Annotated in this window: 12 protein-coding genes; 3 read left to right on the plus strand and 9 right to left on the minus strand. The window is 53.9% G+C overall.

The annotated features are described in order from the left end of the window. Positions 1-33: 33 nt before the first annotated feature. On the minus strand, positions 34-1,254 hold the full coding sequence (locus tag G461_RS0107060) for a hypothetical protein (RefSeq protein ID WP_026971310.1): 1,221 nt from the start codon (positions 1,252-1,254) through the stop codon (positions 34-36). A 462-nt stretch (positions 1,255-1,716) separates the two neighbouring features. Next, complete coding sequence (locus G461_RS0107065) at positions 1,717-3,162, minus strand: MATE family efflux transporter (RefSeq protein WP_211236258.1); 1,446 nt, start codon at positions 3,160-3,162, stop codon at positions 1,717-1,719. A gap of 298 nt (positions 3,163-3,460) precedes the next feature. Here G461_RS0107065 and G461_RS23580 point away from each other — a divergent pair, with 298 nt between their 5' ends. Continuing rightward, positions 3,461-4,750, plus strand: coding sequence for an ADP-ribosylglycohydrolase family protein (locus G461_RS23580; protein WP_084429076.1), 1,290 nt, complete (start codon positions 3,461-3,463; stop codon positions 4,748-4,750). A gap of 79 nt (positions 4,751-4,829) precedes the next feature. Here the strand turns inward: G461_RS23580 and G461_RS0107075 are convergent, their stop codons facing one another. The 7 genes from G461_RS0107075 to G461_RS0107105 form a co-directional block, all read right to left on the minus strand. Further along, entirely contained in the window at positions 4,830-5,339 is a 510-nt protein-coding gene (locus G461_RS0107075) for an ureidoglycolate lyase (protein WP_026971312.1), read from the minus strand. A 4-nt stretch (positions 5,340-5,343) separates the two neighbouring features. Beyond that, a complete protein-coding gene (gene alc, locus G461_RS0107080; protein ID WP_051333421.1) occupies positions 5,344-6,348 on the minus strand; it encodes an allantoicase in 1,005 nt (334 codons plus the stop codon). Between the two features lie 116 nt (positions 6,349-6,464). Beyond that, entirely contained in the window at positions 6,465-7,286 is an 822-nt protein-coding gene (locus G461_RS0107085; RefSeq protein WP_026971314.1) for a MurR/RpiR family transcriptional regulator, read from the minus strand. Between the two features lie 68 nt (positions 7,287-7,354). Next, on the minus strand, positions 7,355-8,083 hold the full coding sequence (locus G461_RS0107090; protein ID WP_026959386.1) for an amino acid ABC transporter ATP-binding protein: 729 nt from the start codon (positions 8,081-8,083) through the stop codon (positions 7,355-7,357). Further along, positions 8,070-8,720, minus strand: coding sequence for an amino acid ABC transporter permease (locus G461_RS0107095; RefSeq protein ID WP_026971315.1), 651 nt, complete (start codon positions 8,718-8,720; stop codon positions 8,070-8,072). Before G461_RS0107095 ends, G461_RS0107090 begins: the two co-directional genes overlap by 14 nt. Positions 8,721-8,731: 11 nt before the next feature. Further along, positions 8,732-9,400, minus strand: a complete 669-nt coding sequence (locus G461_RS0107100; RefSeq protein WP_026971316.1) for an amino acid ABC transporter permease — start codon at positions 9,398-9,400, stop codon at positions 8,732-8,734. 15 nt (positions 9,401-9,415) lie between these two features. After that, positions 9,416-10,204, minus strand: coding sequence for a transporter substrate-binding domain-containing protein (locus G461_RS0107105; RefSeq protein ID WP_026959383.1), 789 nt, complete (start codon positions 10,202-10,204; stop codon positions 9,416-9,418). 249 nt (positions 10,205-10,453) lie between these two features. On the opposite strand from G461_RS0107105, the gene G461_RS23585 reads away from it, so the two are divergent. Both G461_RS23585 and G461_RS0107115 read left to right on the plus strand, forming a co-directional pair. Beyond that, on the plus strand, positions 10,454-11,011 hold the full coding sequence (locus tag G461_RS23585; RefSeq protein ID WP_051333422.1) for a GNAT family N-acetyltransferase: 558 nt from the start codon (positions 10,454-10,456) through the stop codon (positions 11,009-11,011). A gap of 101 nt (positions 11,012-11,112) precedes the next feature. Beyond that, on the plus strand, positions 11,113-13,365 hold the full coding sequence (locus G461_RS0107115; protein WP_084429078.1) for an EAL domain-containing protein: 2,253 nt from the start codon (positions 11,113-11,115) through the stop codon (positions 13,363-13,365). Positions 13,366-13,379 lie beyond the last annotated feature (14 nt).

Raw genomic sequence — 13,379 nt, forward strand, 5'->3', positions numbered from 1 at the left:
TGCGGAAATAGTCGTTAAAACACTCTGGGCTTCTCAAAATCGACCCTCCAGGCTGAGTAGGGCAATGCTGCTCTCGGGCAGCTGCTGATACAGCGAATCCGATGCGCCACCAAAATAGCGCAGGCTGGCGCGTACTAGCCAGCGTTGGCTGAGTTCGTATTCGCTACTTGCCGTGGCGATCAGTCCTTGGTCTTGGGGTGAAAACATCAGATCTATCCGATTGGTCCAGGGTTGTCGTTGCTTTTGCCAGTGCAACATCAGGTTATGTTGCTGCAGGTTTTCCATACTAAACAGCGCTCCGCCCGCTTGCCACAGATTACCATAGTGCTGCTGGGCGCGAAGCCATGCGGTGGTGGCTATCGCCGACTGCCATTGTTGGTCGCTAAGTGCGCGTCCATCGTTCCAGTACTCCATAATCACCGTGCCGATCAGGTGGCTGCTATAGGAGCCGCCCACTAACATCTGCCAGCCGTGGTCTTGCTCGTGCCAACTTAGCGGTTGCTGCCATTGGGCATCACCGACGCGACTATTGAGGGCGGGCTGCTGATAACGTTGTTGATAGCGACCTTCCAAATGCAGCTCCCAACTATCGCCAAAGGTGCTCACCCAAGAGCCGCCAGCGTTGAGTTTACGGCGGTCATCCCAGTACAGAATACCTTGCCATTCGCTTGTAAAATCAAGCTGATAATAACGCAGTCCGATACCACGTTGCTTGAGCCTGTCCTCAATGTCGAGAAAATGGGAGTCGCTGTACAGCACAGTAAGCTCGCCTTGTGATGTGAAGTAACTACCTGCGACAATGCCAACCCCTTCCTCTATCTGAATACCCACCGGGTTTTGCCTAAAGAGCAGGAAGATATCTAGCGGTCGATGGGCATAGCTCACCCCATAATCGCTGCGGTGTTTGCCGACCAGCCAGTCCAGCTCGCCCCATTGGCCCATCCAAAACAGCTCGTTCACGCTAAGGTCGAGTTCCTGTTCGCCACGATGGTCGACATAGCCAAGGGCACTTAGCTGACCAACCCAGCCACGATAGCTGGGGTTCCACCACAATGCGCCCTGTGCGACGACGGCATCTTGCTGCTCAAACATATCGCTGGATGAAGCGGCGCGATAGCCAGCTTCGGTTTGCCAGTGCCACTGCTGTTCAAAGTACTGTTGATCAAAAAGCGGTTGTTCATAACTCGCATGACACAGTAATGGGGCTGTAAACAATGTCAGATATATTAGCGCCGGATATTGTTGGGTTTTCATCACTCACCTCGTTGTTAGGGCTATTACAGCGCTTCGCCGCGCGACAAACCCAGGCTTGCGATAAACGGTAGGTATGAGTGATAGGTGGCAATTAATTTGGACAGTTGGCGAAATGTAATCACTAAGGTGGTTCAGCTTAAGCTGTTTTGTATATCTAAAGTGATAGTGGGAGATCGCTCAGAGAATCGGAAAATAGCGAGGAGCTAACAGCACGCTGCTTTGAGCTTGCTCAATATTGATGGGGCGTTCGGTGTTACAACTGTCACTATTGACGGTGAGCGTTTTAGCTTACTAAAGAATTTGCCAGTGATTCTTGCTTTCGCTGGCAAAACAGGTGGTTCGGGTATCCGGGTCATCTGGGTGTTGCTCGTCAACACTTGTTTTACCCTGTGTTTAGCCCCCTTTGCCAAGGGGGCTTTTTTCTGGATGTCTTTTATACCCGAGCAAACTCAAGATGCGCGTTTAGGCGAAGCCCAGTTCTGCTTGCAGCGGTTGTGCCTGCTGCTTACTCAGCATTGCTCTAAGACGCAGGCTCATCATGATCGCTGCGGCGGTAAGTCCGACAATAATGCCAACCCAAAAGCCAGCAGCGCCCATCGCGTCCACCACCTTATCGGTCAGGCCAAGGGTGTAGCCCACTGGTAGCGCCAAGCCCCAGTAAGCCATACCGGAGATAAACATCGGCAGCTTGGTATCTTTATAGCCGCGCAACACCCCATTAGTGGCGGTTTGGATGGCGTCACTTAGCTGATAACAGGCAGCGAAGATAATCAGGCTGGCTGCACCGGCGGCAACTAATGGGTCTTGAGTATAGATGCGGGCAATCTGCTCGCGAAACAGCACGATGCTGGCAGAGGAGATGCACGAGAACGCCAGGGTGAGCGCGATGCCGCTGTAGCTGCGCAGCTTGGCCAGCGCAGCATTACCTTGGCCCAATGCATGGCCAACGCGAATGGTAATACCAAACGACAGGCTCAGCGGTACCATGTACATCAAGCCGGAGAAGTTCAACGCAATCTGGTGCGAGGCGATGTTATTGGCGCCCAGTTTGCCAATCAGCAGCGCGATAATGGCGAAGATGCTACCGCAAATGAAGATATTCATACCAATCGGCAGGCCCAGTTTGAACTGCGCCCAAGCTTGGCTGGCTTTGAACTGCAACACGCTGCGGCTGAGGAACTGGCGATACTCGTGGTGACGTGCAATGTACAGCCCCATCATTAGTGACATCAGCCAGTAAACAATGCTGGTCGCCCAGCCACAACCGACAGCGCCAAGTGCGGGCAGGCCGAACTTGCCGTTAATCAGCAGGTAGTTCGCTGGGATGTTGACCGCTAATCCCAACAAAGAGAACAGCATTGGCGCGCGGGTATTGCCCATGCCTTCGCAGAAACTATTAAGACTGTAAAACAGCGCTATGCCGGGTACGCCGAAGGCCAGTGCTTGCAGGTATTGGGTGGCGATGGGGGCAACCTCGGGCGCGACCTGCATATAGGCCATGATCCCTTCACTTTGCTGCAGGAACAGGATCGCCAGCAGTGAGCCTGCCATTGCCAGCCACAGGCCTTGACCGAGCTCGTGGTTGATCTGTTGCTGTTGGCCGCTGCCGCGGTGATGAGCGGTGAGTGGCGTAAGCGCCATTAAGACCCCACGCAGCAGCAGGCTGATGGGGTACCACAGGCTCGCGCCCACGGCGATGGCGGCTAAGTCGGTGGCGCTAACTTGTCCCGCCATACTGGTATCGACAAAGTTCATACCTTGAGTGGCAAGTTGGGTCACGATAATCGGGAGTGACAGGCGCAGCAAAGCCGCTGATTCGTTGAAAAAACCAGACAGAGAATGAGTGTGTTTTAACATGGAGGCGTGTACACCAATATCACAGACCATGGGGTTGAGGCAGGATTGCATGTCGGGTCTGCGTAGGGTGTGCCGATTTCGGCGGGCGCTACTTTAATCGCCAATTGTAAATAAGGCAAGGGTTGAGAACCTAAGCAAAAGCTATTCAAGATGTGAACGTTCTGTCAGGCGAGGTTGGCGTAGTTGTTACTGATTGTATAGAGATTTGCGAGGACATTCGCAGATCTCCAGAGATTTCAGCTCGATAGCTTAAAGCATGAGCGTCCTGGCTTGGGTATTAGCGCTAGATAGGTACAATGCCCAGATAATCTTATGGTTAATAACGATCTAAAAAAAGGAAAGCCGCTTTATGAGTGAGGCTTATCTCAAAGAGAGCGCGCAGGGAGCAATGCTAGGGCTAGCCTTAGGCGACGCCTTGGGCACCAGTTTGGAGTTTTGCGCCCGCGACAGCAAAGCGCCGGTGACCGATATTGTGGGTGGAGGCCCGCATAAGCTGAAGGCCGGCGAATGGACCGACGATACTGCTATGTCGCTGTGTTTAAGCGACAGCTATCTGGCCTGTGGCATCAACCATCTTAGCGATCAAATGGAGCGCTACTGGCGCTGGTATAAGCAAGGTGAAAACTCCTGCACCGGCGAATGTAGCGATATTGGCTACACCGCACGCAGCGCGATGGAGCGCTATCGTGCCAATGGCAACCCGCTAGCTGGCAGCGACAAACGCCATACCGCAGGCAATGGCAGCTTGATGCGTATTGCACCGGTGGCGCTGCGTTATGCCAGCTCCAGCGCTGAGCAAGCGGTGGAGGCGGCCGCAGAGGTCAGCCGTACCACCCATGGCGAGATCCGCAGCGTGCAGTGCTGTCAGTACTTGGTCTATCTGCTGCACCGCATCCTCAACTCCGATGGCCACGTACATAAGTCTTCACTGTTTGCCAACCGCGACCCGCAGTGGCGTCGTATCAGTGACAAGTTTCACCTAGATGTGCAGGAGCTGATCCACGGCTGTTATCGCAACAAGCAGCGTGAAGATATCGCCAGCACCGGCTTTGTGGTGGACACACTGGAAGCCGCATTATGGTGCTTTATCAACACCTCAACCTTTGAAGAAGGAGCACTGCTGGCGGCTAACTTAGGTGATGATGCCGACACGGTTGCAGCGGTGTATGGCCAACTCGCCGGTGCCTATTATTGCCGGGAGGGCTTACCCACACACTGGCTGGAGACGCTGGCATGGGATGAGTCGATTGCTCATCGTGCGGCGCAGTTGGTACTGCTGCCTGGTATGCATCAGCTCGAGAGCTTCAATGGTGAGCTGGCGGAGCTACTTGAGAACCCCCAACAGCAAGATGAAGAGGCGCAGCTGCGCGACTACAGCTATCTGGTTGAGCGGCGACATATGGCGCCCGGCTTTGATTGGGAGAGCTGGCCGTATGCAGCCGAGCTGGAGCAATCTGACCCACAGTGGGTGGAAGAGCTGGGTATGCTGGATATCTTGTATCTCAATACCTATCTGATTAAGGCTCAGCGGCGCGATGCGGAGCTACTCAGCCGCGCCCTGCAGCAGGGGTTAATCGCCGCGATCCAACAGCGTATCAACGCGCTGCTAACGGCCTTTTCCATCAATGATTGGGAATAGGTTCGCAAATAATAAGGCCCGCATTGTAGCGGGCCTTATTCGTTATCCTGCGCAAGGTTAATACCAATCTGGATTGGTATTAATAGTCCAGCTGAACAAACTGGCTAAGGCTTTGCTCCACACAGTTTGCTTCATCGCCCGCTCGGTCAACCACTAAGAAGTCACTGGTCTGCTCTAGCGCTAGCAGCGGGTGGTGCCATACGCCTGCCGCATAGTTCACACCTTGGTGGCCTTGTGCCAAGAACGCGCAGATCTCATCCTCAATCAGCTCGCCTTTGGGCGCCACCACCACCAGGTAGGGGCGCTGATTGAGTGGCATAAACAGTTGGCTGCCGTAGGGGTGATACTCCATCAGCGCTAGTAGTGCGTCTTGATAGGCTTGGCCGCGGAAGATATTGACGATAGGGCGGGCTGCGCTACCGCTAAACTCAACCTCTACCAAATCGTGATAGCGCTCGGTGCTGCCCTGATTTATCTCAAAGCTCTCGCCGGGGCGCGCTTCAATCACCTGACCAAAGGGCGCGAAGGCTTGCTGGGTCAGGGGGCGAACCTTAAGACGGCGTGCGCCTTGGGAAGTGGCTGAACTCATCGCATTAGGCCTCTGGTTGACCCCACAGACGCACCCGTGCCAGCCCGCCATCAGGATAGATATTGATCTTCAAATGGGTGATTGGGCCCAGCGATGCAAGTTCTTCAAAGCGGAACTGGCCGTCGGCGGCGAGGGCTTGCTTGGGCAGTAGCTCCTGCCAATACAAGCTTTGTGGCACCAGGTCGATATCGCTGTGCTCTAAACACGCTGCTTGGATTGACACCTCGGGTGGGAAGTTGCCCTTGAAGTGAGTGGTGTAGACCTCGATAGCCTCGGCGATGCCTTTTTGGCCCAACGCGATAATGCACCAGTCGTTGCCCGGTTCGCGGCGGCGGCGGGTCTCCCAGCCATCGCCCATGTTGGCGGCATCGCCGGGGCTTAGCAGGTTGTTTGGGTGTCCGTAGTGGGAGTCGTTATAGGCCAGGCCTTGCCCGCCGTTTTGCAGGGCAATCAAGTCGATTTGCTGACCCGGGGTGTGCGATACGCAAGGCTTGCCGAATACCTTTAAGCGAGAGATGCCGCCGTCGGGGAAGATGCTGACCTTAAGGAAGCGGAACTGTTGCTCGCTACTCACCTCAAACAGCTGCTCGCTGTTGCCGCTAAGGCTGTGGGTGGCAAGCACTGGTTGCCACTGGTCGCTGTCTGCTGCGGGAGGCTGATCGCCATTGGCCCCTTGTACCTTGACCGCCGGGGCGAAGTTACCGGTAAAAAAGTGGGTATCCACCTGAATAGCGTTGATAATGCCCGCAACGCCCAGCTCGACGATACACCAGTCGTGGCCGTTATCGCGGCGGCGGCGGCTCTCCCAGCCATCCATCCACTTACCGTTATCATCGTAGCGCTCTGGGTAGAAGCGGGCAGGGAGGTGGTTAAGCATGCGTTGAGCAGAAGCGAAGAAGTCGTCTGAGCAGCTAAGCGCCTTGGCGCCGATGCGTTCATCGGCCAGGTTTACGCCGAGGTTGCGGGTTTGCTCGGTGAGCTCGCTAGTGGCTTCGGTGTAGATATCCATCTTATAGGTCCTTAATTCATCCTTGGTATCGCTGGTTTCGTATGTTTCCTTAAATTAGCATGAGAAACAATTGAACCATCGATACGCGCAAAGAAACAGTAGTGGCTGCGTGGCGACTACTGTTCGAGTTCTTGTAGCTGTTGGTAGTGGCGGCTGATCTGTCCGCTTTGTTGCTTAGACAGGTTGCCCAGCCAGCCATATACCTGATTGGCAATATTGGCCAGCAGGCTCATGGGGGCAGCATAGCTGTCTAACGCGCCATGGTTGCCCATGGGGCAGACCAGCAAATGACTCACCTGCTTGGCGTACTTCTGACCTGATTGGTCGGTGAGTAGTACGCAGGCTTGGCCTTGTAAGTGCTCCACCAGATCGGCAAAGCCATGGGTACGGCGGCGGATGCCAATCAGAAACACCAGATCGTCTTGGTTGAGGTTGGCCAGCTCTTCACCGAGGGTTTGACCCGGTAGCGGCAGGAGCTCAACATCTTGACGGCATTGGCTGAGCTGCTGGCGCAGATGCAGTGCCAGTGGGTAGCTGTTGCGATAACCGATGATCTTAACCCGTTTGGCACTGGCCAAGCGCTCGACCACTTGCTCTAGCTGGGCTTGGTCGATGTGTTGCCACAACTGCTGAAGGTTACTGATCTCCTGCTGCAGATGATCGCCCTGTGAGGGCTCGGCGGCCACCGGTTCGCCGCGTTCGCGGCTGGCCCGCAGCTCTTGACGTAGCTGCTGGTGATCTTGATAACCCAGTTGACGAATAAAGCGGCTGACACTGGTTTTGGATACCTTGCAGGCCTCGGCGATCTCTGCGGTCGACAAGATCAGCATCTTGTCGGAGTTAAGCTGCAGATAGTCGGCGAGCTGGCGTGCCTTGCCAGTGAGCTCTGGGTAGCGCTCGGTGATCCGTTGGTTCAGTGGGCAGCTGGCTGGATTCATCAATATGCTGGTCCTTGTGTTGTGAAACATTCGTTTCATCACTCTAAATTCTGTTTCATTATGCTAGGTTAAAGAACCGCAGAAATAAAGCTCTGCAACTCGCTGGTCTGTGGGCTGGCAAATACCTCGTCACTGGGGCCGGTTTCCCACACCTTGCCTTGGTGCATAAACACCACGGTGTCGCCCACATCACGGGCAAAGTTCATCTCGTGGGTCACTAAAATCAGGGTCATGCCTTCCGCTTTAAGCTGCTCAAGCACCTTTAGTACTTCTCCCACCAACTCAGGGTCCAGGGCCGAGGTTATCTCATCGCACAGCAAGACTTTGGGCGACATGGCCAAGGATCGGGCAATCGCGACGCGTTGCTGCTGCCCGCCACTGAGGTTGTTGGGGTAGGCATCGAACTTGTCGCCAAGGCCGACTTTTTCCAGCAGTTCTTGGGCGTGGGCGCGGGAGGTTTTGCTGTCTTGCCCCAGCACCAGTTTAGGCGCCAGCATAACGTTCTCACCGGCGGTCATGTGCGGGAACAGGTTGAAGTTTTGAAACACCATACCCACGCTACGGCTAAGTAGGCGTAGCTTGTATTCGTCGTCTTCAACCGCTTGGCTGTCTACCACGATGGCGCCTTGTTGGTAGGCTTCGAGGCCGTTAATACAGCGCAGTAGGGTGCTTTTCCCTGAGCCGCTGCGCCCGATGATCGAGACCACTTCTCCCGGTGCGACTTTTAGGTCGACGCCTTTGAGTACGTGGTTTTCGCCGTAGTATTTGTGGATTTGATCAATGCTAACGAGTGACATGGGTTTTGTTCTCCAGATGTTTGGCGAAAAGCGACAAGGGGTAGCAAATGATGAAGTAGAGGGCGGCCACCATGGCAAACACCTTAAACGGTTGGAAGGTTGCGTTGTTGAGCATGGTGCCTGCCTTGGTCAGCTCGACAAAGCCGATAATCGAGGCAAGCGCGGTACCCTTCACAATCTGCACCGAGAAGCCCACGGTGGGGGCGATGGCGATGCGCAGCGCTTGCGGCAAGATGACGTAGCGCATGGTTTGCAGATAGCTCAGCCCCAAGGTGCGGCAGGCTTCCCATTGTCCTTTGGGAAGGGCATCGATACAGCCACGCCAGATCTCATGCAAAAAGGCGCTGCTAAATAGGGTGAGGGACAATCCGGCGGCGGTCCATGGGTCGACATCAATGCCGATCAGCGACAGGCCAAAGAAGGCAAGAAACAACTGCATCAGCAGCGGTGTGCCTTGGAACAATTCCACATAGGCCTTGATAAAGCCGCTAATCAGCGGATTACGCAGGCTGCGGGCCAAGGTGAGGCATAGCCCGACCAAGCCGCCGCCTGTGAAGGCTATCAGCGAGAGCAACAAGGTCCAGCGTGCGGCCAGCAATAAGTTGCGAAGAATATCCCAATCGGAAAACTGCATCATGGCGGTTTCTCCTAAAGCGAGGGGTTTTTAAACAGCCGCTTAGCGGCAAACGCGAAGCTCTGGCGCATCAACAAGGCCAAAACCAGATAAAGCACCGCAGTGAGTAGATAGGACTCAAAGCTTAAGAAGGTGCGGGACTGAGCAAAGTTGGCAGCGAAGGTGAGCTCTTCCAAGGAGATCTGCGAGACCACGGCGGAGCCGAGCATCACGATAATGCACTGGCTGACCAGCGCTGGATAAACCCGCTGGAATGCGGGCGGCAATACGATGCGGATAAAGATCTGACGGCGGCTTAGCCCAAGGGTTTTACCCGCTTCCCATTGCCCCTTAGGCGTGGCGTCGATACCCGCGCGGATGATCTCGGTGCTATAGGCACCTAAGTTCACCACCATGGCGATCATGCCTGCTTGCCACGCAGAGAGCTTTAGACCCAGCGCCGGTAGTCCAAAGAAGATAAAGAACAGCTGCACGATAAACGGGGTGTTGCGGATAATCTCGACGTAGCAGCCCCACAGCGTGCGGGCAACTCGGTAGCGAGAGTTTCTACCTGCGGCGCCAATGGTGCCAAGTAGCAAACCGAGAAAGGTACTGATGAGGGTGAGTTCGATAGTGGCCCATATCCCTGCCGCAAACTGCGGCAGGTAGGGGAGTAGGCCAGAGAAGTTTAGTTGATAGCTCATGACCGACTCCGGCGATTAAGCGTCAAGATCAGGCAGCGGCGCGTTAAACCAAGTTTCTGACAGCTGGTTGAGGGTGCCATCGGCCTTTGCTTTGGCGATTAGACGGTTTACCTCGTCCATCAGGGCTTGTTCGCCTTTCATCAGGCCAACATAGCAAGGCGAGTTTTTCAGCATAAACTTGGCGCCGGGAGCACGGTCAGGGTAGCGGTCGGCGATCTCGGCAACCACCAGGTTACCAGTGGCGATCAGGCTTACTTGACCCGATAGGTAGGCGGAGAGGGTTGCGTTGTTATCTTCGTAACGCTTGAGGGTGGCGTCTGCCGGAACAATCTTGCTCAGCTCGATATCTTCCACCGCACCTCGGGTCACGCCAACGGTTTTACCGCTCAGCTCAGGCGCGTTGCTCACCTGCTCGTCGGCGGAACCAAATACACCTAAGAAGAACGGCGCATAGGCGTCGGTGAAGTCGATGGCTTTTTCACGCTCTGGGTTTTTGCCCATGCTAGAGATCACCAAGTCGACCTTGCGGGTTTGCAGATAAGGGATACGGTTGGCGCTGGTCACTGGGACTAGCTCTAGTTTTACGCCCATCGACTCGGCCAGATATTTCGCCATATCGACGTCGTAACCGAGCAGTTGCATGTCTGGACCAACGGAGCCAAATGGGGGAAAGTCTTGAGGGACCGCGACTTTCAAGGTGCCGCGTTGTTGGATATCTTCCAATAGATCTGCCTGTGCACCAAGGCTTAGCAGCATGGCTACAGATAGAGTCACTGTTTGTACTAACTTGCGCAGAAATTTCATAGTGTGTCGTCCTTGTGGATGAAACGTGTGAGTCGGCGAGAGGGTTGTTTGCAACAAATGAACCACTATTACTTTGGTGGTATAAAATATAGTTATCTATATGAAAAATAAGGGATTAAGATCGAAATGTGAAAATCGGGCTAGCGGTGATGCGATTGTTCTTGTTCCAGTTGCGCTATAAGCTGGTGCACTCGCGAGCCAACAAGGGGCACGAAAAGTGTGCAGAACGAAGCAAATAAGGAGAAGCCTTTGGCGCTGCAGTTTAAACGGTACTCATCCATCGAACACAAGGCTGTGCTGGCTCTCGCTGTTGCGCCGCAGCAGCAGAAGTTTGTTGGGGTGATCAAAGATATCTTAACGCTGGCTAGCGATACGGTGCAGCCATGGGTGATAGAACAGGTGATTGAACAGGTGATTGAACAGGTGACTGCGCGGGGGAATGGGCAAGATACTACCGCGGTGGGCTTTTTCCTAATCGATACCACATACAGCGAGAACTATGAGTTTGCTCGTAAGGGGGGGCTAGGCCTGCGCGCTTTCTTTATCGATCAACGCTATCAGGGCCAAGGCTTGGCCAGCTTAACGCTGACCCAGTTGAGCGAGTGGGTATTTCATGAGTACCCGCAGCACACGTCGTTATACCTGACGGTTAACTGCAAAAATCCAGCGGCTTATCACTGCTATAAGAAAGTGGGCTTTGTAGATACTGAACAGCTTTATCATGGCGGTCAGTTTGGTCCTCAGCACATCATGGTGCTTAATGCCGGGGCCAAGCTATCAGTGTTAGGGCGGTGGAGTAGTGACTAGCTTCGAGACTATTCTCCACTGCAAATAAAATTGTCAATGAAATGTAACAACTTTGGCTAGTGAAAATGCTCAGCTTGCTATACTAGTGACATTATTGTCAGATGTCATGGATGGTAGACGGCATGCAAGAGAGTCTGTTCAACTTTGCGCCAGAGGCGGCGCTTGAAGAAAGCTTCCAAGCGAGCCGCGCTTGGAAAGTGCTCAGCATTGAAGACAACATTTCCTATCAGGACACCCTGGTTCATAGCCTAAGTGACTTATCGGTTTCCGACCTTCCTATTCAGTTTCTCCGTGCAAACAGCTCCAAATCAGCCATTGAGATCCTAACCGAAGAGCATGATATCTCGGTTATTTTACTCGATGTGGTGATGGAGCAAGATGATGCTGGCCTCAGGCTAGTAGATACTATCCGCGATGTGATGGGTAATAACGAGGTTAGGATCATCTTGCTTACCGGACAGCCCGGCATGGCGCCGTTAGTGGATGTTATGCAGCGCTACGATATCGATGAGTATTGGAACAAGGCCGATCTCGAAGTCGATAAGTTGCGCACCACGGTGGCCAGCCATATTCGCACCTGGCATGCCTATCATGAGCTTGAGCGGGCTCGCCACGGCCTTAACCTGTTGGTTGATGCCTCAAGACATCTTTCCCGCTTATCTGAGCTCAAGGAGTTTTCCAAGCAACTGCTTGAAGAGATCGCCGCGCTGATTGGGGTGAGCAAGGGCGGCATTATCTGTGCCCGTAACACCAGTGGTGCAGACGGCATGGATTACCACCTGATAGCCTGCTCTGGCAGCTTCAGTGAGTTGCAGCCAGCCAGAGGTATTAAGCAAATCAAACAGCTTCCTGAGGCGGTTAGTGAGCGGATTTGGCCGTCTATGCAGCGCGCCATCGAGCTGCAGACTCATCAGTTTGAGGATAATCTGACCGTGTTGTACTTCGATGCGGATATTGCTGAGCTATCGAGCTTTGTCGTCATCGTTGAGTCCAACGAAAACCTGACTGATTACCACATCAACTTGTTGCAGGCCTTTAGCGAGAATATTAATAACGGCTTCAACAACATCCTGTTGTGTGATCGTTTGACTGAGTTGGCCTACTACGATGCTGACTTAAAGATCCCCAATCGCGCCTGGCTAACGCGCTTCCTCGACAACCTCCATCAGCGCGACCAGCAGGCGGCGGTAATTTACGCGGTTCGCTTAAAGAACTTTACTGAACTGCAACTGAGCGCCGATAGCGACTTTATCGATGAATTTTTAAAGCAGTTCTTTCTCAAGCTTCGGGTTCGCTTTGCACTGTACAAAGTCATTGCCCGCATCAGCGATGATTGCTTTGCCATTGTGCTTAATCGCGAAGACATGCCTCGCCCTGAGCTGCAGCGCAATATCAATACCTTCCGGGTGATGACCGAGGATATTCAACTACATGTAGAAACTCAGGTGGCCTTGCTGCAGCTCAGCAAGGTCGAGGAAACTGAGGGGCGTGAGCTTATCCGCATGCTCGAGTCGGCACTGATCTTCTCTGACAAGGAGCAGCAGCAATATGTTGAGTACAAGCCTCAGTTTAGAGAAGAGATCTCACATCGACACCGTTTGCTGCAAAAACTCAATGGTGCGCTCGGGACGGATCAGCTGTTTTTGGTGTTCCAGCCCAAGCTCAGCTTGGAAGACGACTCTGTTGTGGGCTTTGAAGCGCTGCTACGTTGGCACTTACCCGATGGCAGTTTTGTCTCTCCCGGTGAGTTCGTGCCGGTGGCAGAGTCCTACGGCTTGATCAATCAGCTGGACTATGAAGTGCTGAAGATGACCCTTGAAGCGATTAAGGTGATGCGCGCCAATGACGTTTACCTACCGGTGTCGTTCAACGTTACTTGCGCCGACCTGCTGGATAGCCGCTTTATGACCCGTTTGCTAGAGGCTCTGGATAACCAAGAGGTGCCTGCAGCGATGCTGGAAGTTGAGCTTACAGAGTCGCAAGCCATGGAAGACTACAAGCTGGTAAATAGCGAGTTGCAGAAACTGATTGAGCTGGGGGTTGGCGTGAACATCGATGACTTTGGCACCGGCTACTCATCGCTGCAGCATGTGACCAACCTGGCTGCGACTCACCTTAAGATTGATCGCGCCTTTGTGGACGCCATGAGTGAGGATAGCTCCGGTGAGCATGTGGTGGACATGGTGCTCAAACTGGGTGAGCGCTTTAACTTCAAAGTGGTGGCGGAAGGGATCGAAACCGTCGAGCAGTGTAATCAGCTGCAGGTTAAAGGCTGTGCAATCGGCCAGGGCTATCTGTTCGCCAAGCCCATGCCACTTTCTGATCTATTCACCTGGTTATCAGATCGTAATTAAACCGGTTAACGGCA

The sequence above is a fragment of the Aliagarivorans marinus DSM 23064 genome (assembly GCF_000429485.1).
In the GTDB taxonomy this organism is placed as follows: Bacteria; Pseudomonadota; Gammaproteobacteria; order Enterobacterales; family Celerinatantimonadaceae; genus Aliagarivorans; species Aliagarivorans marinus.

Coding starts and splice junctions, on each gene's coding strand:
- G461_RS0107060 (WP_026971310.1), bottom strand. CDS start 1,254: ATGAAAACCCAACAATATCCGGCGCTAATATATCTGACATTGTTTACA.
- G461_RS0107065 (WP_211236258.1), bottom strand. CDS start 3,162: ATGCAATCCTGCCTCAACCCCATGGTCTGTGATATTGGTGTACACGCC.
- G461_RS23580 (WP_084429076.1), top strand. CDS start 3,461: ATGAGTGAGGCTTATCTCAAAGAGAGCGCGCAGGGAGCAATGCTAGGG.
- G461_RS0107075 (WP_026971312.1), bottom strand. CDS start 5,339: ATGAGTTCAGCCACTTCCCAAGGCGCACGCCGTCTTAAGGTTCGCCCC.
- alc (WP_051333421.1), bottom strand. CDS start 6,348: ATGGATATCTACACCGAAGCCACTAGCGAGCTCACCGAGCAAACCCGC.
- G461_RS0107085 (WP_026971314.1), bottom strand. CDS start 7,286: ATGAATCCAGCCAGCTGCCCACTGAACCAACGGATCACCGAGCGCTAC.
- G461_RS0107090 (WP_026959386.1), bottom strand. CDS start 8,083: ATGTCACTCGTTAGCATTGATCAAATCCACAAATACTACGGCGAAAAC.
- G461_RS0107095 (WP_026971315.1), bottom strand. CDS start 8,720: ATGATGCAGTTTTCCGATTGGGATATTCTTCGCAACTTATTGCTGGCC.
- G461_RS0107100 (WP_026971316.1), bottom strand. CDS start 9,400: ATGAGCTATCAACTAAACTTCTCTGGCCTACTCCCCTACCTGCCGCAG.
- G461_RS0107105 (WP_026959383.1), bottom strand. CDS start 10,204: ATGAAATTTCTGCGCAAGTTAGTACAAACAGTGACTCTATCTGTAGCC.
- G461_RS0107115 (WP_084429078.1), top strand. CDS start 11,113: ATGTCATGGATGGTAGACGGCATGCAAGAGAGTCTGTTCAACTTTGCG.